Annotated in this window: 28 protein-coding genes, 1 tRNA gene and 3 pseudogenes; 15 read left to right on the top strand and 17 right to left on the bottom strand. The window is 38.8% G+C overall.

The genetic code is table 11. The features are described 5' to 3' along the window. Window positions 1-80 precede the first annotated feature (80 nt). The 7 genes and pseudogenes from AYJ55_RS17210 to AYJ55_RS26705 form a co-directional block, all read left to right on the top strand. On the top strand, window positions 81-1,121 hold the full coding sequence (locus AYJ55_RS17210; protein WP_063656566.1) for an IS481 family transposase: 1,041 nt from the start codon (window positions 81-83) through the stop codon (window positions 1,119-1,121). A gap of 212 nt (window positions 1,122-1,333) precedes the next feature. Continuing rightward, window positions 1,334-1,570, top strand: a complete 237-nt coding sequence (locus AYJ55_RS17205; protein ID WP_245677403.1) for a phage holin family protein — start codon at window positions 1,334-1,336, stop codon at window positions 1,568-1,570. Next, window positions 1,530-2,012: a lysozyme gene (locus AYJ55_RS17200; protein ID WP_063657174.1), complete on the top strand. Its 483-nt coding sequence runs from the start codon at window positions 1,530-1,532 to the stop codon at window positions 2,010-2,012. Before AYJ55_RS17205 ends, AYJ55_RS17200 begins: the two co-directional genes overlap by 41 nt. Next, window positions 1,982-2,431: a lysis protein gene (locus AYJ55_RS17195; protein ID WP_063657173.1), complete on the top strand. Its 450-nt coding sequence runs from the start codon at window positions 1,982-1,984 to the stop codon at window positions 2,429-2,431. Before AYJ55_RS17200 ends, AYJ55_RS17195 begins: the two co-directional genes overlap by 31 nt. Before the next feature lie 170 nt (window positions 2,432-2,601). Beyond that, entirely contained in the window at window positions 2,602-3,174 is a 573-nt protein-coding gene (locus tag AYJ55_RS17190; RefSeq protein ID WP_063655217.1) for a hypothetical protein, read from the top strand. Further along, window positions 3,171-3,374, top strand: coding sequence for a hypothetical protein (locus tag AYJ55_RS17185; protein WP_063653409.1), 204 nt, complete (start codon window positions 3,171-3,173; stop codon window positions 3,372-3,374). Before AYJ55_RS17190 ends, AYJ55_RS17185 begins: the two co-directional genes overlap by 4 nt. A 14-nt stretch (window positions 3,375-3,388) precedes the next feature. Next, a pseudogene (locus AYJ55_RS26705) lies at window positions 3,389-3,463 on the top strand (terminase small subunit); the annotation flags it as partial. A gap of 50 nt (window positions 3,464-3,513) precedes the next feature. On the opposite strand, the gene AYJ55_RS17180 reads toward AYJ55_RS26705, so the two are convergent. The 3 genes from AYJ55_RS17180 to AYJ55_RS17170 form a co-directional block, all read right to left on the bottom strand. After that, window positions 3,514-4,554: an IS481 family transposase gene (locus AYJ55_RS17180; protein WP_063654070.1), complete on the bottom strand. Its 1,041-nt coding sequence runs from the start codon at window positions 4,552-4,554 to the stop codon at window positions 3,514-3,516. A 107-nt stretch (window positions 4,555-4,661) separates the two neighbouring features. After that, window positions 4,662-5,408, bottom strand: a complete 747-nt coding sequence (locus AYJ55_RS17175) for a phage antirepressor KilAC domain-containing protein (RefSeq protein WP_063657387.1) — start codon at window positions 5,406-5,408, stop codon at window positions 4,662-4,664. Between the two features lie 65 nt (window positions 5,409-5,473). Then, complete coding sequence (locus tag AYJ55_RS17170; protein ID WP_063657386.1) at window positions 5,474-6,220, bottom strand: BRO-N domain-containing protein; 747 nt, start codon at window positions 6,218-6,220, stop codon at window positions 5,474-5,476. A 128-nt stretch (window positions 6,221-6,348) separates the two neighbouring features. On the opposite strand from AYJ55_RS17170, the gene AYJ55_RS17165 reads away from it, so the two are divergent. Further along, window positions 6,349-7,389, top strand: coding sequence for an IS481 family transposase (locus AYJ55_RS17165; RefSeq protein WP_063657385.1), 1,041 nt, complete (start codon window positions 6,349-6,351; stop codon window positions 7,387-7,389). Between the two features lie 33 nt (window positions 7,390-7,422). On the opposite strand, the gene AYJ55_RS26700 is transcribed toward AYJ55_RS17165, so the two are convergent. The 7 genes from AYJ55_RS26700 to AYJ55_RS17135 all read right to left on the bottom strand — a co-directional run bounded on the left by AYJ55_RS26700 (window position 7,423) and on the right by AYJ55_RS17135 (window position 11,430). Further along, a complete protein-coding gene (locus AYJ55_RS26700) occupies window positions 7,423-7,701 on the bottom strand; it encodes a YqaJ viral recombinase family protein (RefSeq protein ID WP_245677402.1) in 279 nt (92 codons plus the stop codon). Beyond that, window positions 7,643-8,392: a Sak single strand annealing protein gene (locus tag AYJ55_RS33490; RefSeq protein WP_063653613.1), complete on the bottom strand. Its 750-nt coding sequence runs from the start codon at window positions 8,390-8,392 to the stop codon at window positions 7,643-7,645. The genes AYJ55_RS26700 and AYJ55_RS33490 overlap by 59 nt, the downstream gene beginning before the upstream one ends. After that, the gene (locus tag AYJ55_RS17150; RefSeq protein ID WP_063657383.1) at window positions 8,389-8,637 is read right to left on the bottom strand and encodes a hypothetical protein; all 249 of its coding nucleotides are present in this window, start codon (window positions 8,635-8,637) and stop codon (window positions 8,389-8,391) included. The genes AYJ55_RS33490 and AYJ55_RS17150 overlap by 4 nt, the downstream gene beginning before the upstream one ends. 147 nt (window positions 8,638-8,784) lie before the next feature. Next, complete coding sequence (locus AYJ55_RS30970; RefSeq protein WP_187153132.1) at window positions 8,785-8,922, bottom strand: hypothetical protein; 138 nt, start codon at window positions 8,920-8,922, stop codon at window positions 8,785-8,787. Window positions 8,923-8,931: 9 nt separating this feature from the next. After that, window positions 8,932-9,747: an antA/AntB antirepressor family protein gene (locus tag AYJ55_RS32110; RefSeq protein ID WP_074168127.1), complete on the bottom strand. Its 816-nt coding sequence runs from the start codon at window positions 9,745-9,747 to the stop codon at window positions 8,932-8,934. Between the two features lie 99 nt (window positions 9,748-9,846). Next, a complete protein-coding gene (locus AYJ55_RS17140) occupies window positions 9,847-10,398 on the bottom strand; it encodes a Rha family transcriptional regulator (RefSeq protein WP_063657382.1) in 552 nt (183 codons plus the stop codon). A 444-nt stretch (window positions 10,399-10,842) separates the two neighbouring features. Further along, window positions 10,843-11,430 carry a KilA-N domain-containing protein gene (locus AYJ55_RS17135; protein ID WP_425393813.1) on the bottom strand — a complete coding sequence of 196 codons (588 nt, stop codon included), beginning with the start codon at window positions 11,428-11,430 and terminating at the stop codon, window positions 10,843-10,845. 99 nt (window positions 11,431-11,529) lie between these two features. On the opposite strand from AYJ55_RS17135, the gene AYJ55_RS17130 reads away from it, so the two are divergent. Together AYJ55_RS17130 and AYJ55_RS17125 are read left to right on the top strand one after the other, a co-directional pair. Continuing rightward, entirely contained in the window at window positions 11,530-11,883 is a 354-nt protein-coding gene (locus tag AYJ55_RS17130; protein ID WP_063657381.1) for a CCDC90 family protein, read from the top strand. A gap of 8 nt (window positions 11,884-11,891) precedes the next feature. Next, a tRNA-Phe gene (locus AYJ55_RS17125) sits at window positions 11,892-11,964 on the top strand. Here the strand turns inward: AYJ55_RS17125 and AYJ55_RS26695 are convergent. The 4 genes from AYJ55_RS26695 to AYJ55_RS17105 all read right to left on the bottom strand — a co-directional run bounded on the left by AYJ55_RS26695 (window position 11,943) and on the right by AYJ55_RS17105 (window position 13,957). After that, entirely contained in the window at window positions 11,943-12,200 is a 258-nt protein-coding gene (locus AYJ55_RS26695; RefSeq protein WP_063656976.1) for a hypothetical protein, read from the bottom strand. The two genes, AYJ55_RS17125 and AYJ55_RS26695, sit on opposite strands and share 22 nt — an antisense overlap. A gap of 348 nt (window positions 12,201-12,548) precedes the next feature. Beyond that, on the bottom strand, window positions 12,549-12,788 hold the full coding sequence (locus AYJ55_RS17120; protein ID WP_063657380.1) for a hypothetical protein: 240 nt from the start codon (window positions 12,786-12,788) through the stop codon (window positions 12,549-12,551). After that, entirely contained in the window at window positions 12,781-13,215 is a 435-nt protein-coding gene (locus tag AYJ55_RS17115) for a transcriptional antitermination N peptide (protein WP_245677380.1), read from the bottom strand. The genes AYJ55_RS17120 and AYJ55_RS17115 overlap by 8 nt, the downstream gene beginning before the upstream one ends. Window positions 13,216-13,549: 334 nt before the next feature. After that, window positions 13,550-13,957 (bottom strand): helix-turn-helix domain-containing protein, encoded by a 408-nt coding sequence (locus tag AYJ55_RS17105; protein WP_245677401.1) that lies wholly within the window; start codon window positions 13,955-13,957, stop codon window positions 13,550-13,552. A gap of 116 nt (window positions 13,958-14,073) precedes the next feature. Between AYJ55_RS17105 and AYJ55_RS33485 the strand changes: the two are divergent. Then, window positions 14,074-14,310: pseudogene (locus AYJ55_RS33485) on the top strand (YdaS family helix-turn-helix protein). Window positions 14,311-14,448: 138 nt separating this feature from the next. Here AYJ55_RS33485 and AYJ55_RS17095 read toward each other — a convergent pair. Both AYJ55_RS17095 and AYJ55_RS17090 read right to left on the bottom strand, forming a co-directional pair. After that, window positions 14,449-14,691: a hypothetical protein gene (locus tag AYJ55_RS17095; RefSeq protein WP_063656463.1), complete on the bottom strand. Its 243-nt coding sequence runs from the start codon at window positions 14,689-14,691 to the stop codon at window positions 14,449-14,451. A 248-nt stretch (window positions 14,692-14,939) separates the two neighbouring features. Continuing rightward, a complete protein-coding gene (locus AYJ55_RS17090) occupies window positions 14,940-15,320 on the bottom strand; it encodes a hypothetical protein (protein WP_063657377.1) in 381 nt (126 codons plus the stop codon). A 100-nt stretch (window positions 15,321-15,420) separates the two neighbouring features. Here AYJ55_RS17090 and AYJ55_RS17085 point away from each other — a divergent pair, with 100 nt between their 5' ends. The 4 genes and pseudogenes from AYJ55_RS17085 (at window position 15,421) to AYJ55_RS17070 (ending at window position 17,512) form a co-directional block, all read left to right on the top strand. After that, the gene (locus AYJ55_RS17085; protein WP_063657376.1) at window positions 15,421-15,648 is read left to right on the top strand and encodes a transcriptional regulator; all 228 of its coding nucleotides are present in this window, start codon (window positions 15,421-15,423) and stop codon (window positions 15,646-15,648) included. A gap of 179 nt (window positions 15,649-15,827) precedes the next feature. Next, a complete protein-coding gene (locus AYJ55_RS17080) occupies window positions 15,828-16,025 on the top strand; it encodes a hypothetical protein (RefSeq protein ID WP_063657375.1) in 198 nt (65 codons plus the stop codon). 134 nt (window positions 16,026-16,159) lie between these two features. After that, window positions 16,160-16,655, top strand: a pseudogene (locus AYJ55_RS17075) (helix-turn-helix domain-containing protein); the annotation flags it as partial. 35 nt (window positions 16,656-16,690) lie between these two features. Then, entirely contained in the window at window positions 16,691-17,512 is an 822-nt protein-coding gene (locus AYJ55_RS17070) for an IS630 family transposase (protein ID WP_063654603.1), read from the top strand. Here AYJ55_RS17070 and AYJ55_RS29495 read toward each other — a convergent pair. Further along, on the bottom strand, window positions 17,443-17,766 hold the full coding sequence (locus AYJ55_RS29495; protein ID WP_162505656.1) for a hypothetical protein: 324 nt from the start codon (window positions 17,764-17,766) through the stop codon (window positions 17,443-17,445). The genes AYJ55_RS17070 and AYJ55_RS29495 overlap by 70 nt on opposite strands. Window positions 17,767-17,956 lie beyond the last annotated feature (190 nt).

The following is a 17,956-nucleotide window of genomic DNA, read 5'->3' as shown; positions in this document are numbered from 1 at the left end:
TAATCCGACAATTCTGATTTAAAAAAGAGCGTTACCGGTTTTAATTAACATCATTAGATAATTAAATAAAAGGTAATTCTATGTATCAAGCAAATAATCCTATCATCAAACATAAAGTCGGGTTACTTAACCTCGCTGAAGAGCTTAATAACGTCTCAAAAGCCTGTAAGATTATGGGGGTATCCCGAGATACGTTTTATCGCTACCAGGAACTTGTTAACGATGGTGGGATAGACGCTTTAATTAATCAAAATCGACGGGTGCCTAACGTAAAAAATAGAGTAGATGAACAGATTGAAAGCGCTGTAGTCGAGTATGCGATTGAATACCCTGCACACGGTCAACACCGCAGTAGTAATGAACTAAGAAAAAAAGGCATTTTTGTTTCGGGGAGTGGCGTTCGCTCTATTTGGCTGCGCCATAATCTCGAAAATTTTACAAAACGCCTAAAAGCGCTTGAAGATAAAATCGCAACAGAAGGAATTATCCTGTCAGAATCACAAATCAGTGCTCTAGAAAAGAAAGCGCAAGATGATGAAGCCTGTGGTGAGATTGAAACAGCGCATCCAGGTTATCTGGGTTCACAAGATACTTTTTATGTCGGTCATTTAAAAGGCGTTGGTCGTGTTTATCAACAAACTTACATTGATACTTACAGTAAAGTCGTTCATTGTAAGCTTTACACAACAAAAAGCGCGATAACGGCGGCAGATTTATTAAATGACAAGGTTCTCCCTTTTTATTCCCAGCATGGGTTACCGGTGTTACGTATACTGACGGACAGAGGCAGTGAGTATTGTGGTAAAGTTGAACATCACGATTATCAACTTTATCTCGCTATCAATGATATTGATCATACAAAAACTAAAGCTCGTTCACCTCAAACTAATGGGATTTGTGAACGCTTTCATAAAACTGTATTACAAGAGTTCTATCAGGTGGCTTTTCGTAAGAAAATCTATAGGGCTTTAAATGAATTACAAGCTGATTTAGATAAATGGTTAGCGGAATATAATAACCAACGCACTCATCAAGGAAAAATGTGTTGCGGTCGAACTCCTATGGCAACTTTACACGATGGAAAACAACTTTGGCGAGAGAAAGATTTAAATCAAATTTAACCTGACAGGTACTGTATAAATAACCGGCAACTGTCAGATCAAGTCTGAGCTACTACAAATTAAGGCAGTAGTGCATAGCCCCATGTGAAAGCGTGGGGTTTTTCGTTTACGCCACCGCAATACTCACAAGCCATTAAACATAAACGGGTAAGGCGGTTGGCTCCCCTGTTTAATTTAAAGCAATGGAACCCTCAAAGGTAGGGTATATGCGCATGTCTGAAAAATACTCAACACCTGCCGCCTATCTGTGGGGCATCATGACCACCATCGGGGGAGTCATGACAACGATTTTTGATTTTTTTACCCTTGAGCAGTGGGTAGCTGTGATGGGTATTGTCTGCACGATAGGGACATTTTTTATCAACGTGTACTACCGCAAAAAGGAGTACAGACTCAAGGAACGTCAGTATGAAGATACCGAAAAAAATATTGATGGCAACGGGCGGTAGTGCGTTGTTTTTAGCCTCAACGATGATAACGCATTTTGAAGGATTAAAATTTAAACCTTACTTCGATGGAGGTGGTGTACTCTCTGTTTGTTATGGTCATACAGGCAAGGATATTGTGCGTAACCGGATGTACACGCAAGAAGACTGCGATAAGTGGCTTAATGACGATTTAAAAGCCGTTAAACGTTATGTTGACCCGTTGATTAAGGTCAATATCAACACGCTAACACAGGCAGCCCTTTACTCATTTGCTTATAACGTGGGCGTGGGCAATTTTGCCAAATCGACCTTGCTCAAAAAGCTCAACGACAATGACCGAAAAGGGGCATGTGATGAGATGAAGCGGTGGGTTTATGTGAAAGGCGAAGTTTGGAAAGGGCTAATTACCCGTCGGGAAATTGAGAGCGTAATATGTTATGGCGACCTTACACATTTATCGTAGTGATTGTTGCTGCATTGATTTTATCACTCATTTTCATCAACTTTCGTTACCAAATCGTCAAGCAAGATTACCAAACGTTAAAACAGCAATATCGCGCACAAATTGAAGCCGTGAAATTACAGCAGCAAAAGATTGATTCTTTGCACCAACTCGATATTCAACACACGGAGAAATTAAATAATGCCAAAGCTGAAATTGCTAAGCTCAATGATGCTGTTCGTGCTGGCACTAAGCAGTTGCACGTCAATGCCGTGTGTCCAATACCCAAAACCGCTACCACCCAGAGCCGACATAATGAAGCCACCCCACAACTTAGTAAGGCAGCTCGAGAAGATTATTTCCGTCTCAGAGCGATGATAGCTGAGAACGAAAAGCAGACGGAATATCTACAGCAGTACATCAAAACACAGTGTCACTGAATCGGTCATTGGCACGTTCAAATCTTAACAATCTCAGCGCCACGCACGCGCATCAATAAAACACAGAACCTTATAGAAAGTCGAGCCTGAAGAACGCCGTTTAAAATGGTGCTTTTCTGTGGGCGGCTGTTCTGTGCGCGCAGGTTCGATTTTCTATAAGGAAAAGTACGATGAAATTAGTAACAACTAAAAATGACAATTTTTTAGTAACAGAAATGCCAACAATGACCAGTCTGGAAATGGTGGATTACATTAATGCTGACCGGAAATCAAAAGCGGAAGCAGAAGCATTAACGTTTCCTTGCAAAAAATATCGTAAATTACAGCACAATAATTTTATGGCAAAAGTACCCAAAGTTCTTGGAGAAACATCTGCTAAATTTTTAGCTGATGATATTTTCACCACTGGAAACGGTGCCCAGTCTATTCGAAAAATTTACCGATTTCCAAAACGTGAAGCCTGTCTAATGGCAATGAGCTACAGCTATGAGTTGCAGGCTAAAATCTATGACTACATGACGGAGTTGGAAGAAAATAAAGGATTAGCTTTTACTATTGAGCAATTACAAAATATTGTTGCTACAGCCAGAAAAGAGTCTGATAAAGACTCTTCGGATGCTGGTCGTCGATTACGTAAGCGTCAAGATGATTTACCCATTCTTAAAAAAGCTGAAAAAACAGTAATGGAGTTATCTCAAATCCCCCTTGATTTAATTGGTGGGAGCATGAGGTTAGAAGGATGACTCCTGAGCAATTCATCGAAGCCAATGTTAAGGCCGAGTTAATCAAGCTCGGCTTTTCTTCTTCTGTCGCTAGCTTAGCCACAAGTGAAGCTATCCGGTATTACCGCAAACAGCCAGCTAGCAGACGAGGAAAGATGATAGCGGATTGTCTCAATCAGGCTAAACGATGGGCGAAGAGTGCGGCTAAAAATAAACATTAAGTAAGGTAGCTATTATGACTCTCACAGATAAACAGGAAGCCTTTTGTCGAGAGTATCTGATTGATTTAAACGCAACACAGGCTGTAGTAGCTCAGACTTAATCTGACAGTTACCGGTTATTTATACAGTACCTGTCAGGTTAAATTTGATTTAAATCTTTCTCTCGCCAAAGTTGTTTTCCATCGTGTAAAGTTGCCATAGGAGTTCGACCGCAACACATTTTTCCTTGATGAGTGCGTTGGTTATTATATTCCGCTAACCATTTATCTAAATCAGCTTGTAATTCATTTAAAGCCCTATAGATTTTCTTACGAAAAGCCACCTGATAGAACTCTTGTAATACAGTTTTATGAAAGCGTTCACAAATCCCATTAGTTTGAGGTGAACGAGCTTTAGTTTTTGTATGATCAATATCATTGATAGCGAGATAAAGTTGATAATCGTGATGTTCAACTTTACCACAATACTCACTGCCTCTGTCCGTCAGTATACGTAACACCGGTAACCCATGCTGGGAATAAAAAGGGAGAACCTTGTCATTTAATAAATCTGCCGCCGTTATCGCGCTTTTTGTTGTGTAAAGCTTACAATGAACGACTTTACTGTAAGTATCAATGTAAGTTTGTTGATAAACACGACCAACGCCTTTTAAATGACCGACATAAAAAGTATCTTGTGAACCCAGATAACCTGGATGCGCTGTTTCAATCTCACCACAGGCTTCATCATCTTGCGCTTTCTTTTCTAGAGCACTGATTTGTGATTCTGACAGGATAATTCCTTCTGTTGCGATTTTATCTTCAAGCGCTTTTAGGCGTTTTGTAAAATTTTCGAGATTATGGCGCAGCCAAATAGAGCGAACGCCACTCCCCGAAACAAAAATGCCTTTTTTTCTTAGTTCATTACTACTGCGGTGTTGACCGTGTGCAGGGTATTCAATCGCATACTCGACTACAGCGCTTTCAATCTGTTCATCTACTCTATTTTTTACGTTAGGCACCCGTCGATTTTGATTAATTAAAGCGTCTATCCCACCATCGTTAACAAGTTCCTGGTAGCGATAAAACGTATCTCGGGATACCCCCATAATCTTACAGGCTTTTGAGACGTTATTAAGCTCTTCAGCGAGGTTAAGTAACCCGACTTTATGTTTGATGATAGGATTATTTGTTTGATACATAGAATTACCTTTTATTTAATTATCTAATGATGTTAATTAAAACCGGTAACGCTCTTTTTTAAATCAGAATTGTCGGATTAAGTTAAGACTAATACATTTTATTAGCATTATTGACTAATAAGAATGGATAATTTTCCAAGTCCTTTTGGCGTAATTCTTACCTGTTCAGTTAACTTCTCCGAACCGTCATTTCTAGCAACGACAGTCACTTTGTGCTCGATTAAATCCTGCTTGATTTTATCCTGATAGCCAACCCAACTTTTTCCACCAACACGCCGATAAATCCAATCATGTCCTTGTAACCATGAAAAAAGTGCTTTGGGTTTCATTTGGAGTGATTTTGCCGCATCAGTAATACAAAGCGAGCCTTCTGAATAGCTGATTCGTTTTAGTGCTTCAACTTGCGGTTTCATCTCATCGACTTTGTGTTCAAGCGCAATAACTTTTTCGGTGTAATTAAGCAACAATCCTCTCATCGCTGATGGGTCATTTAATATCTTAACCGGACTAACGGCTTCTAATGCTTTTCTTTCACATTCAATAAAGTAAAGTCTTGCCTGTTTCCCTTTTTCGTTGCGCTCAACCATGGATAACTCTTTCGCCATGTCGATACTGATGCAGTAGTCTTTCATAGGCCGTTGTCGAGATTTTGCACTACTCAAATTTGAGTAGCTCAAATTTTCAACAATAATATAGTCAATATTCTCTTCAAAACTATATTCTGTTATACGTCTGTTTATCCAATCATTAAATCGCGTGGTAATTTCCAAAAACGCATGTAGATCACGCGCATTGACGGTCTGGATTAATTCACCATTGATGTTTTTTGTTTCGATGTTTATTAAATTTGACATAAAGGTATCTCTCAATAGTTAAATTGATGAATGATTACCCCTGTAAAAAGGGGCGTTAGGATTATTTAGTTACGTTGGAGGAAGCGATTGACGTTCGCCTGTTGCCATCTTTCAAGGGATTGAGTCATGACGCTATCGTGTTCGTGAGTGCTGGATTCTAACAGTTGCTGCATTTCACGAAGTACGGTCTCGACATCGTCTTTATGACGAAGTAAACGACGGATAACTTGTTTTTCAGCATCAAAAATAGCTGATTTGAGCGTGTTAGTCATGCCGTAAATCCGGCGGCATTCTTCTGCAATTATTGCGATTTGATTAACTTCGAAATGTTGAGGCGATGCGATTCCTGTCGCATGACGTAGCGCATACCAGATACCTTGCGTCCATGCTCTCTCAAATCTAAATCCATTCGCCATGCTCCAGACAAGATGAGCCAAATTGCGAGTATCGTTGTCGGTTAGAAATTCGGTTGCTTCGGGTCTGGGTTGAGGATTGTCAACTTCCTTGTCTAATATATCGAGCACCCATTTTCTGAATTCTTTGGCTACTGGAGTACGGGCGAACATTGCAACAAGATGAGCACCTCGTAGGGAGAAAATGCGAGTCTTGTTACGGGATTTTCCTAAGGTGGTTGAATCGACCACCTTAGACATGCAAACAGTAAATTCATCTTTATTATTGTTGTATAGACCTGTTACCGCTTTTGGATCCGCATATTCGAGAGCCTTAGCAAGTTGAGCCGAAGTTAACCAAATTTTACAATGATGAGTTATAGGTGAAAAAGTATAGTTACGGAAAGTTAAAGTGGTCATAGTGACCTCCAATGGTTGTATTCTAAATTATTTGTATTAGTCTTAACTTAATCCGACAATTCTGATTTAAAAAAGAGCGTTACCGGTTTTAATTAACATCATTAGATAATTAAATAAAAGGTAATTCTATGTATCAAACAAATAATCCTATCACCAAACATAAAGTCGGGTTACTTAACCTCGCTGAAGAGCTTAATAACGTCTCAAAAGCCTGTAAGATTATGGGGGTATCCCGAGATACGTTTTATCGCTACCAGGAACTTGTTAACGATGGTGGGATAGACGCTTTAATTAATCAAAATCGACGGGTGCCTAACGTAAAAAATAGAGTAGATGAACAGATTGAAAGCGCTGTAGTCGAGTATGCGATTGAATACCCTGCACACGGTCAACACCGCAGTAGTAATGAACTAAGAAAAAAAGGCATTTTTGTTTCGGGGAGTGGCGTTCGCTCTATTTGGCTGCGCCATAATCTCGAAAATTTTACAAAACGCCTAAAAGCGCTTGAAGATAAAATCGCAACAGAAGGAATTATCCTGTCAGAATCACAAATCAGTGCTCTAGAAAAGAAAGCGCAAGATGATGAAGCCTGTGGTGAGATTGAAACAGCGCATCCAGGTTATCTGGGTTCACAAGATACTTTTTATGTCGGTCATTTAAAAGGCGTTGGTCGTGTTTATCAACAAACTTACATTGATACTTACAGTAAAGTCGTTCATTGTAAGCTTTACACAACAAAAAGCGCGATAACGGCGGCAGATTTATTAAATGACAAGGTTCTCCCTTTTTATTCCCAGCATGGGTTACCGGTGTTACGTATACTGACGGACAGAGGCAGTGAGTATTGTGGTAAAGTTGAACATCACGATTATCAACTTTATCTCGCTATCAATGATATTGATCATACAAAAACTAAAGCTCGTTCACCTCAAACTAATGGGATTTGTGAACGCTTTCATAAAACTGTATTACAAGAGTTCTATCAGGTGGCTTTTCGTAAGAAAATCTATAGGGCTTTAAATGAATTACAAGCTGATTTAGATAAATGGTTAGCGGAATATAATAACCAACGCACTCATCAAGGAAAAATGTGTTGCGGTCGAACTCCTATGGCAACTTTACACGATGGAAAACAACTTTGGAGAGAGAAAGATTTAAATCAAATTTAACCTGACAGGTACTGTATAAATAACCGGTAACTGTCAGATTAAGTCTGAGCTACTACAAAGTCCATCATCATTAACCAAACCATCAGGACTTGCCCCAAATAGCGCAATAGACGGGTGGGGGATAAAGCCCACTTCGGTGACCGTGACATCAAACTCATTGAGGCAATATCGCGCTCTAGCTTGTGGTTCAAGGGCAATGCCCCGTTCAATGGCCTGATTGGTTTTAATTTCTTCTCGTCGTCCGGTAAGGGTTTCACAAACTAATTGCATGAGGTAGTTTCGTTGCGTTGTTCCCCTGCCTTTGGATAACACCTTGTGTAAATTGCTGGCGGTGACTTTCCCAAGTCTTGCCTGAAACCATTCGTCCGTTTTCTGCTTCATGATTAGCCTCGTTTTTCATTGCAATATTGCGATAAATAGCCATTTTATTTTCTTCGCCAATGATATCCGTCTCTTCTGGTGTTAATTTCAGCCAATGGGATTTCATTGATTCAATACCGCCTTTTGCTGATGTTTCTAATTCCTGGATTAATTGTTCGTAACGGGCTTTTTGTTGTGCGGCTTCTTTCTGTATTACAATTTTTTCCTGTTCAGGCAAGTCTTCTCCGGCATAGATATAAAATCCTAATCCAAACATTGAAATAGCCTTGGTGAGACAGCGCATGAGCGTTTTATTGATATCAACGGCATTAGGGTTAGAAATAGCCTGATTCCGGTAATCCATAACGGGTAACCACATTTTTCGGGGAAACTCATTATTTCCTTGTTTAACCGTGAGTGTTAACGACACCATCGCACTGCCATCATTGTTATAGCTAATGGCATCAATGACATAGTAGGATTCTGGATAATGTGCCATTAATACGCCCCATGCCCAAGCCCATGAGAGATAAGAAAGGCCGTTTTTCTTTTCAACTTTATCGTTAACATTAATCACCGACAGCGTTTCCCAAACCTGTTGTTGAAAACTTCTCTCTTTTTCGGTATGTTGTGTTTCGCTCATAGATATTTCCTCTTAGGTGCTCGAAGTGCTTTGTACTGATGGATGTTCTCATTTTTGAAATGGTTAAACAGCGCCTTCCAGATATCGTCAAAATCCTCAATACTGAGTTTTCGCATCACTGAGGAAGGTAGGCAGTCATAAATAGGCTGGACAAGTTCGCTGATTTCGTCGTCCAGCCTGTCTTCCCAATAAGCAATTTCTTGCTGTTGTTCGTACCAGTAATCTTGCATGGCGTAAGGGTTCATTTGACCTCCTCGAACTGAAATAGCATCCTGTTTTTTCTGGTTTTAATCTCCGCGACTAATAACTCGATTTCATTTTGTGAAAAGGACGAATCCAGTAGCAGAGTGATAATTTTTTCTTTAAGATGGCGTTTTTTCGCCTTTTCAGATTTAAGGGGCATGATGATTTTTTCCATAAGCTTTTAGTTGCAGTGATAAAGCGATTAGCCATATATCTTGTCGTTGGGTATCAATCGCTAACTTTGCTGCCTGTCTTGCCAGCGCTAGCAGGATGTTGTCTTTGTTCATCGTTACCCCTTATGCCACCTGACTATATTTGTCGTGAGTGAATTCGCCGTTCCAGTCTTTCTTCATCGGTAGCTTACTTTTGAGGTATTGGTTATATAGCCATGAAGCCCCCTTTTTTAGCAGAACGATTTTATAACACTGGTGTTTCCCGTAATCGTTTGTCATGATGAAGGGTGATTCGGTTAGATAGGTATCTCTCGCATAAGAATGAACACGCCAGACATGAGCCTTGCTGATATCCTTTTCTGCATCGTAGAGAAAATGACGCGATTCCAGAAAAAGGTTGACCTGGTTAATATTTACGCCATTAAGCTGCTTGCAGAATTGAACAGGTGTCATACCAATCTGAAACAGGTTTTTTAGGCTATCGATTTCGGTTTCAAGCTGTTGAACCTGTACCCCTAACAGTTGAACTTTTTTATGCTGCTCAGCCCATGCAATTGCAGATTCAGCAGGGTCAATGAAATTAGGTAAGCCTAAAGTTGTTGGGTTATTGGGTAATTGTGATTGTAAAATTCGTCTTTCGCATTCAATGAAGTACTGTCTGGCCTGTTTCCCTTTTTCGTTGCGTTCAACCATGGATAGTTCTTTCGCCATATCGAGGGAGATGTGGTATTCCTTTGCTGGACGACCGCCATTTGGGGTTTTTGATAAATTTATCAAAAAGTCCTGATGTTCAATAAAACCGTATTGTTGGATGCGGTCTTTTATCCAATTAGCAAACTCCTGCTTGCTTTCCAAAAATGAATGTAAATCACGGGTATTAACAGTCTGGATTAATTCACCATTGATGTTTTTTGTTTCGATGTTGATTAAATTTGACATAAGGATATCCCTCAAAGTTAATTGATGAATGAATATTGGTATTTATTAATGTGGTGCACGCTTCCGTTTGAAACGGAGACGTGCTCGAGGAAAATTAAGCTATTCTGATAGTTTTTTGATTAATTCATCTTTATGAATAATCATATAACCCGCGCGACGGCCAATTTCAAACAATGACTCTAGTGATGCAACATATTCATTGTCATGAATGACTCTTGCGCTATCTACTTTACCATTTGGAAGTAAGGTGAGAAGAACTTTATTTGTTGCTCCGGTTACAGCGATAGAATTGTGTAATTCAGCTTCCATGCGATTAAAGGTATTGATGTAGTTTATTTTCCATTTTAAAGCTTTTTTACCCGTGAAGCCCATCGCGATCAAAACGAATGCATCTCGGGTAAGTTCGTAGTAGGGAGTTTTTCGTAGTGCTCCATTTGCAACTTCGATCTCTAAGAACATCTCGTTAAAATTAACGACATGATACTCATCATCACATTCAGAAATTGTTGATCGAATTTTCTTGAGTACGTTGTCGTGAGTTTTTTGGAAGTATTCAGCAATAGCAATTGATGTTGTTACTGTTTTACCATTATTAATGTATACGTTTGGAGATGCCGTTGAAGCATCAATGGATAGTTTTGGAGTGGTCATTTTTATGTCCTCGTTGATTTATTAAAACCCACTGTTCAGATGGGCGGTCGGGTACTTGAACACCGCAACGAGACGGCCAACAGTTTTCCCCTTTTCAGGGTTTTGTATATTCTGTTCACTACCCGACCATAATCTATGGACGTAAAAAAACCGCTAAACTGTCGGGTGCGGATATCCGCTCGTTGAAGGTGTGTTCAGCACCTGATATAGAATATAGCGCATGATTTCTTTTTTCGTCAATGGTTTATTATGCTGCAATTCCGTTCATCATGAGACCTAACAATCTATGAAATTGGTTATCATAAAAATGAGGCTGAGTCTGACGAGGATGATTTGGGTCTGTTAGGTTTTTGCCAAACTGTAATCCTTTTTCTGTCAGTGACCAGAATAATTTTTCTTTATCAGGATGTTTGCTACTTGGACGTGATTTACGCTCAACAATACCTAATAATTACAGACGTTTAAAGCCAGATGGTGGGCTGTAAGGCTTGCCATGCAGTATAAAAGCTCCGTAAAAGAGTGCGTCACTTCGCTTGAACCCGTTAAACTCCCTTCTGGTGCATCAACAGCATAAGCGGGAAGGATATCCGGCATACCAAGTGAATTTTGTAGCTTTTTCATTGCACCAAGCATACCAGAAGGTGCGATACGCAATTCTTGTTTGCAGAATGCCAGCATTGCTAATCCAGCCTGAACTTTATCGGTTAGTGGTTGGATAGGTGTAGAAATAACTTCATCAAACGTCCGGATAACTTTGAGATGGAAAGCTGCACTAATCCACATGGCATAAGCATAAACCAGTTCTTTAGCAACGTAGGTTCCCTGCTCTGTACCTCCTTTAATAACCGATGGGGGAATTCCACCATCGCTTACGAATTGAGCAACTAATTCTTGAGTCTTATCATTGGCGAGCCAATACTTAGGTCTATCCTTTTCTAATTCTCCTGCGGCTTTATGTAAATCATTCAGACAATAACGCCCGAAAGCGTTTTGATGAACAACGGTATTTTCAATAACAACTAATTTAGACATAACGGTTTCTCCGTGAGTAAACGAATTAAGGTATTAACGTGAAAGATTTTGCAGATTGCAGACTAAACCCGTTATACTTACCAAAAAGGAGGATTTCCTATGGGTCAGGTTGCATTTGATACACTACAGGCATCAGAAGAGCTTCAAACGGCTGGACTTACTAGTCAGCAAGCTAAAGCTATTTCACTTGTTGTACGTAGATCGCATGAAGTTGCGGATGTAGCAACTAAAGCTGATATTGCTGACGTTAAACGTGACATAGCTGATGTCCGTAAGGACTTATCTGCTGAAATAACCAATGTTCGTAAAGACATGGAAATAGTCCGTAAAGACCTACAACTTGAAATGTCTGGTATTCGTGCTGAACAAAAGTTAATTCGCTGGATGTTAGGTGCGGGTATTTTAGGTATTCTCTCTCTGGTGGTTAAAGCTTTCTTGATGCCCGCACTATAATTAACATTGGGCTGTTAGCTGAATGGTAGAGCAGTAGATAAAATTTACTTATTGCAGGTTCAAGTCCTGCACAGCCCGCCAATTTCACGATATATCTTCATCAGTCTTAAATTCTCTTTTTTAAGACGCTTATTTTCTTTTGTTAAGCACTGTATAATTTCTTTGAAAGTTTTTGTTTCCATGTCGTCGTCATTCCATATATCAATGCTGCTTAAGTATTTTGCATCGCTCAAATGACGACTACCATTAGTAATCCCAACCAGATTACCCATATTGGGATGCTTTGCCGTTACAATGCGTGGATTGTCCAATCTCATTATGTGTACTCCTTGTTAACATTTGCTGAAAAGTTAGGATGTGTGCCAAGTGCCTCTTGGTGTCCGATTACAGTCATCACGGTCGGGTAAACGCAATCAAACTATATTTAGCTATTTGAAAGATAATTTATAGAATGTTGACTGTCCCGCGAGCGCAGAGCCGCATTCACACATCCTGAAACTAATTTGATTGCCAGATATTTCTGGCGCGTCAGGCTCGCTCCCTCTGTGTAATCCAACAACACACAAAACAGGAATAATGATCACCTTAATAAGACATTGATTATATTATGAATTGTTTATTTATGATTAATAAAAAGAAAGGATTTGATTTTGTGAATTGATTAATTATGCTCCTATCAGATGGAATTCAATGTCTTCAGGTTCGCAGAAGTCGATATTATCATAAATTCCATATTTGCTTGCTATATCAAGAATTGCATCATTCATCTTGCTGGATGTCATTTGTGAATCGATAATTCTTTCAAATTTTTTATAATCTTCTTCGTTCATATCTACTATATAGTTACACTTTGCTCTAACATCAGCAACAATTTGAACCTTAATCGTTTTGTTATTCTCAAACATTAGCAGTTACTCCGAAGTTGAGCTTAGGTTTATTTTTAAACCTTTTAGCAGTGTATAAAGCTATTTCAGGCAAACAGCAATTATCAAATGAGTCATAAACTTTAGTTAGGCGTATTGATATTGCTTTTTCTACACGACTCATCATTTTTCTTTTTAGTGAAAGAACAGGGCGTTTAGGATTTGGAGTTGTTAGTTGGTTAGATTTTTTAGATGGGTTTAACGCTGCTTTCAATGCCAAATTAAGCGCTTTGTTATAGTTATAGGCTGCTCGCTTGGCGCTTCTACGCTCATGTCTACGACAGCGAGCATTATCATAACCATGAAAGTTACACATATTACCTCCTGACAATGGGTTTTGGTGGTGTGTGCCGGAGGTATCCGGATTATATTTACAGTCATATTGGTAGTACCCTGGTGTTGGTTTCAACTTTATGGCTGCAATTTGGTTATTTCACACACCCCAAAACCGACTGTTTGGGTGTTTTATGGTTCGCTTTTTCAGCGAAATGGTGTTAAAGAGCGGTATTGCTTAACTGTCGTCACTTGCCTTCATGTTCATACGCCTTCGGCTGGCTACTTAGCAGCGTCTGGCAAAGTTTCAGATAACTCGTGGTATTGTCTTGCGTTTGCCTGTTGCAGTGAGTTGATGGAAATAATCTACAAATTAAAATTTAAATTGTCAATAAAAATTAAAATTTAATTTGTAACTTTGGTTGGTAAAATTTGATATTCCTATAAAATAGGATAAAATAATGGAGGAGTTAGACTATATTCTTCTTTTGATTTAAAAGTTCAGCTATTTTCTTTTCATAAAAGCTTTTTTTAATTTCCAACTCTTTTAGAATCAGATTTACATCACTTTCAGGAAGAGCTTCAAATAGTTCAAGTATTAGCTTTTGTTTTTCTGTAAGTGTATTTTTCTCTTTACGAAAAGTTTCATAACTTTTTTTTTCTTGATTTTGTAATTGATGAGAGAAAAACCAATCTAAAGGTTTTCCTGTTACTTCAGATAATTTCTCAAGTTTATCCATCCTAGGTATTACATTTTTTAACCAGCCTTGAACGGATTGAGGCTTAACTCCCATTCTGCGAGCTAATTCTGATTGATTCCAGCCTAGTTCATCTAACACTTGCTGGAGTCTTTTAGGAAAACTCATACTTTTATCCATTAAATAGTTATTACTATTAAAGCATACAAAATTTTTTTGTTATTAACATTGCAAATATAATTTGAAATTTAAAATTAAATCTGTAATATCAGTAAGCTCAAGTTAGAGGAGATCGTATGGACATAGATCTACAAAATAAAATATTTGCTATCACAACTCAGTCTGAGTTAGGTCGTAAATTGGGTAAACGTCCCCAAACAATTAGTGTTTGGTTTAGAAATCGTGTTCCTGCTGAATGCGTTTTTTCAATGGCTAAAGTTTTAGGGTGGTAGATCACACCTCACGAGCTACGCCCCGATCTTTACCCAAACCCAACAGATGGTATCCCTGCTGATAAGCAAACTACCATGTAAGTAACACCGCTCTTTAACAACCTGGCCTCCCTGAAATTGGGAGATTATTAAATTCCCAGCCCATCGGGAGGGATAACTATTATCTGAAACTTATGGAATTAAGTGTAGGATAAGATTGCTGCAAAGACTATCAAATTGTCAGGCAACTCTTAATTTAGTGGCTCTTGTCCGTGATATTGCAAAGTTTGATGTGTGAGGAAGTAAAGCCGCATTTTTATGTTTCACTGGTTTACTCTGCCCATAACATTTACGACGTACATCACGAATGATAGCTAATTGATAGTCACTTGCTGTAGGGTGAAATTCCTTAATGTGTTCGTAAGATTTGTTGGGATTGAAACGTTTAGAACATACAGGGCATATAGCAGATGTTTTTTTCATAATATTTTTCCTTAACAAATTAGATGAATAAATAATCGTGTTTGTAATGAAAAATGGGTTTTGCCACTTCGGTACATTGTCTCTTGTGAGATACGCCGTCCGCCCGTGCGTTAGAGTGCTCCGTTCACTTTTTTCAATCTCAGGCTGATTACCTTCGATGAAGTAAGTTTATTAAACTATAAACTTTTAGTCAATTAAAAATAGAACATTTTTTTAATTAATGCTCTATGCGATTGATTTAAAAGTATTTATTTTTTGGTTAAGGGAGGGTGATTATTACGTTTTTCTAATAACTCAGCAAAAATCAAATCATAGTGAGCTTTTCTGGATTTCATTTCATTCAGAAATTGTTTTGCGTCTTCTGAGGGGAGATTATCGAATAACTCTAATATTTCAATTTGTTGATTTGTAAGTTTTTTATATTTATTTTTGATTATATCATCAAAGGACTCCGAATCTAAATAGCCATTAGGCATGCCGTACGTACTTTCAATACGTCTTGCTGCTTTTTCTCCAAAAGAAGTCTTGCCGTTTATCAGCTGCGATAAATAACTTTTTTCTTTTTCTGGGAGGGTCTTATCTGAAAACCACTCTTTTAAACGTCGTTGACGAATTAATTTTATATCCATGGAAACATTTTGATTAGTAAATCCTAAACAATCAAACTATTGACACAATGTTTAGCGTTATATAAACTTGACTTAAATCCAAAGGATTAAAGGAGTTCATATGGAATTAAAAGAATACATAGATTCTCTTGAGCGTGGCGGTTCTAAGAATCTAGCAAGAAAATTAAATATATCTAAATCTTTTTTATCTCAAATGGCCTCTGGCTTATGTCCAATATCACCCAAACGATGCGTTGAAATTGAGCTAGCCACCTGTGGCAAAGTATCACGCAAAGATTTACGACCTGATGATTGGCATAAGATCTGGCCAGAGCTAATAGCAGTATAAATTAATCTACATTTTACCGAACGATGCGGTATACCATCGGGCGACCGGATAGCATTCTGCTAAATGGCTGAAGCGGCAAAACCCACTTAATCACTCACAATCTCATTCTATCTATTATTTTTTCACAAACCCCATAGGAATATCGAGGTAGGGAATTTTATTACTTAAGGATTATAACCATGGAAAATTCAAATACTATCAAAATCACCTGCAAACCTGAGCATTTGGAATCTTACTTCTACCAGAAGATGGCATCAGAAGGCGGTAATAACGGGTTTGCTAAATCACTAGGGATCCACCCATCAACAGCGAGTCGGGATAAAACCAGAATATTTAAATTAGCCTGTCAGGTCGTCTCAGAATACGGCTTGCTGTAGTAGCTCAGACTTAATCTGACAGTTACCGGTTATTTATATGTATTAGTCTTAACTTCATCTGACAATTCTGATTTAAAAAAGAGCGTTACCGGTTTTAATTAACATCATTAGATAATTAAATAAAAGGTAATTCTATGTATCAAACAAATAATCCTATCATCAAACATAAAGTCGGGTTACTTAACCTCGCTGAAGAGCTTAGTAACGTCTCAAAAGCCTGTAAGATTATGGGGGTATCCCGAGATACGTTTTATCGCTACCAGGAACTTGTTAACGATGGTGGGATAGACGCTTTAATTAATCAAAATCGACGGGTGCCTAACGTAAAAAATAGAGTAGATGAACAGATTGAAAGCGCTGTAGTTGAGTATGCGATTGAATACCCTGCACACGGTCAACACCGCAGTAGTAATGAACTAAGAAAAAAAGGCATTTTTGTTTCGGGGAGTGGCGTTCGCTCTATTTGGCTGCGCCATAATCTCGAAAATTTTACAAAACGCCTAAAAGTGCTTGAAGATAAAATCGCAACAGAAGGAATTATCCTGTCAGAATCACAAATCAGTGCATCTAGAAAAGAAAGCGCAAGATGATGAAGCCTGTGGTGAGATTGAAACAGCGCATCCAGGTTATAGCTAGGCGACTTAATTTTGATTACAAGGTGTGTTATGAGTTATACAATTGATTTTCGACGTAAAGTAATATCTGTAAGGAAAGCCGAAGGTTTAACAATTCGAGAAACTGCGAAACAATTCCGTATTGGAAAAGCGTCTTTAGTACGTTGGCTTAAACGACCAGAGCCAAAAAATTCAACGCCACGTAAGAGGAAGCTCGATAAAAATGCTTTAGCAAAAGATGTGGAACAGTATCCAGATGCTTACCAAAAGGAACGGGCAGAGCGATTCGGTGTTTGTAAAAAGACTATTTGGCAATCCCTTAAAAAGCTGGGATTAACCTATAAAAAAACTCTATTCCATCCAAAAACCAACGAAAGCGACAGGCTGGCACATCAGCAAAAAAGACAACAGTATGAAAAAAAAGATAAATCTGTTGTTTTTATTGATGAAAGTGGTTTTTCACATGACACTCCACGAACTCACGGCTATTCCCCAAAAGGTCACCGTTGTTTTGGCCTGAAAAACTGGGGTGCTAAGGGAAGAACAAATGTTATTGGCGCTTTATTGGGAACAACCCTTTTTGCTATCGGATTATTTGATTGCAATATTAATCGTGATGTTTTTTATGTTTGGATCACAAAAATATTGCTCCCAGAACTTCCTGAAAATTCTGTTATTTTTATGGACAACGCTAGCTTTCACAAAGGTAAGAATATTGAACAGGCAATTATAAACGCAGGACACCAGATAGAATATTTGCCTGTGTATTCACCAGATTTAAATCCTATAGAACATAAATGGTCTCAAGCTAAACGTAAAAAGATGGAAACAGGATGCACTATCGATGACCTGTTTTTAATACATATGCTGTAATCAAAATTAAGTCGCCTAGCTATATCAGCTTGCCTTACTTCAGTCCAGTTCATCGTACTGGTTTGAGGGTTTCCGCTGTCATGGGCAATCCCTCTCGCCGCCGACAGCCGGATAAATCGTAATGGCGTGAGAACACAGAAGATATCGCTCGGCATGGGATTCCGGTTATCCTGAGCCTGCCAGACCGTACCTGCAATCGGTTCAATGAAATCGGCCAACGTGTCAATGACCTGATTGACCGTATAATCATTCATCCCCCCTCCCTGTCCGTTTGGAGACACACTAACAGCCGACACCAGTCCGGCCACAATTCAAGCGGTTCAATCACCAGCCAGGTATCCCCCTCAATGAGGAATAAATCGCCACCGGTCTGTTGTTTTCGGTTAACCGACCAGAAGTTTCCGTTAACGTGAATCGATTTGAATATGCCGTGGATATTCAATC

It is taken from the genome of Candidatus Arsenophonus triatominarum (genome assembly GCF_001640365.1).
Lineage (GTDB): Bacteria > Pseudomonadota > Gammaproteobacteria > Enterobacterales > Enterobacteriaceae > Arsenophonus > Arsenophonus triatominarum.
This window is presented reverse-complemented; position numbering and strand designations above follow the sequence as displayed.

What these genes read in the sequence shown, in the direction of transcription:
- AYJ55_RS17210 (WP_063656566.1), top strand. Translation starts at nt 81, where the DNA reads ATGTATCAAGCAAATAATCCTATCATCAAACATAAAGTCGGGTTACTT.
- AYJ55_RS17205 (WP_245677403.1), top strand. Translation starts at nt 1,334, where the DNA reads ATGTCTGAAAAATACTCAACACCTGCCGCCTATCTGTGGGGCATCATG.
- AYJ55_RS17200 (WP_063657174.1), top strand. Translation starts at nt 1,530, where the DNA reads ATGAAGATACCGAAAAAAATATTGATGGCAACGGGCGGTAGTGCGTTG.
- AYJ55_RS17195 (WP_063657173.1), top strand. Translation starts at nt 1,982, where the DNA reads ATGTTATGGCGACCTTACACATTTATCGTAGTGATTGTTGCTGCATTG.
- AYJ55_RS17190 (WP_063655217.1), top strand. Translation starts at nt 2,602, where the DNA reads ATGAAATTAGTAACAACTAAAAATGACAATTTTTTAGTAACAGAAATG.
- AYJ55_RS17185 (WP_063653409.1), top strand. Translation starts at nt 3,171, where the DNA reads ATGACTCCTGAGCAATTCATCGAAGCCAATGTTAAGGCCGAGTTAATC.
- AYJ55_RS17180 (WP_063654070.1), bottom strand. Translation starts at nt 4,554, where the DNA reads ATGTATCAAACAAATAATCCTATCATCAAACATAAAGTCGGGTTACTT.
- AYJ55_RS17175 (WP_063657387.1), bottom strand. Translation starts at nt 5,408, where the DNA reads ATGTCAAATTTAATAAACATCGAAACAAAAAACATCAATGGTGAATTA.
- AYJ55_RS17170 (WP_063657386.1), bottom strand. Translation starts at nt 6,220, where the DNA reads ATGACCACTTTAACTTTCCGTAACTATACTTTTTCACCTATAACTCAT.
- AYJ55_RS17165 (WP_063657385.1), top strand. Translation starts at nt 6,349, where the DNA reads ATGTATCAAACAAATAATCCTATCACCAAACATAAAGTCGGGTTACTT.
- AYJ55_RS33490 (WP_063653613.1), bottom strand. Translation starts at nt 8,392, where the DNA reads ATGAGCGAAACACAACATACCGAAAAAGAGAGAAGTTTTCAACAACAG.
- AYJ55_RS17150 (WP_063657383.1), bottom strand. Translation starts at nt 8,637, where the DNA reads ATGAACCCTTACGCCATGCAAGATTACTGGTACGAACAACAGCAAGAA.
- AYJ55_RS30970 (WP_187153132.1), bottom strand. Translation starts at nt 8,922, where the DNA reads ATGAACAAAGACAACATCCTGCTAGCGCTGGCAAGACAGGCAGCAAAG.
- AYJ55_RS32110 (WP_074168127.1), bottom strand. Translation starts at nt 9,747, where the DNA reads ATGTCAAATTTAATCAACATCGAAACAAAAAACATCAATGGTGAATTA.
- AYJ55_RS17140 (WP_063657382.1), bottom strand. Translation starts at nt 10,398, where the DNA reads ATGACCACTCCAAAACTATCCATTGATGCTTCAACGGCATCTCCAAAC.
- AYJ55_RS17135 (WP_425393813.1), bottom strand. Translation starts at nt 11,430, where the DNA reads ATGTCTAAATTAGTTGTTATTGAAAATACCGTTGTTCATCAAAACGCT.
- AYJ55_RS17130 (WP_063657381.1), top strand. Translation starts at nt 11,530, where the DNA reads ATGGGTCAGGTTGCATTTGATACACTACAGGCATCAGAAGAGCTTCAA.
- AYJ55_RS26695 (WP_063656976.1), bottom strand. Translation starts at nt 12,200, where the DNA reads ATGAGATTGGACAATCCACGCATTGTAACGGCAAAGCATCCCAATATG.
- AYJ55_RS17120 (WP_063657380.1), bottom strand. Translation starts at nt 12,788, where the DNA reads ATGTTTGAGAATAACAAAACGATTAAGGTTCAAATTGTTGCTGATGTT.
- AYJ55_RS17105 (WP_245677401.1), bottom strand. Translation starts at nt 13,957, where the DNA reads ATGGATAAAAGTATGAGTTTTCCTAAAAGACTCCAGCAAGTGTTAGAT.
- AYJ55_RS17095 (WP_063656463.1), bottom strand. Translation starts at nt 14,691, where the DNA reads ATGAAAAAAACATCTGCTATATGCCCTGTATGTTCTAAACGTTTCAAT.
- AYJ55_RS17090 (WP_063657377.1), bottom strand. Translation starts at nt 15,320, where the DNA reads ATGGATATAAAATTAATTCGTCAACGACGTTTAAAAGAGTGGTTTTCA.
- AYJ55_RS17085 (WP_063657376.1), top strand. Translation starts at nt 15,421, where the DNA reads ATGGAATTAAAAGAATACATAGATTCTCTTGAGCGTGGCGGTTCTAAG.
- AYJ55_RS17080 (WP_063657375.1), top strand. Translation starts at nt 15,828, where the DNA reads ATGGAAAATTCAAATACTATCAAAATCACCTGCAAACCTGAGCATTTG.
- AYJ55_RS17070 (WP_063654603.1), top strand. Translation starts at nt 16,691, where the DNA reads ATGAGTTATACAATTGATTTTCGACGTAAAGTAATATCTGTAAGGAAA.
- AYJ55_RS29495 (WP_162505656.1), bottom strand. Translation starts at nt 17,766, where the DNA reads ATGAATGATTATACGGTCAATCAGGTCATTGACACGTTGGCCGATTTC.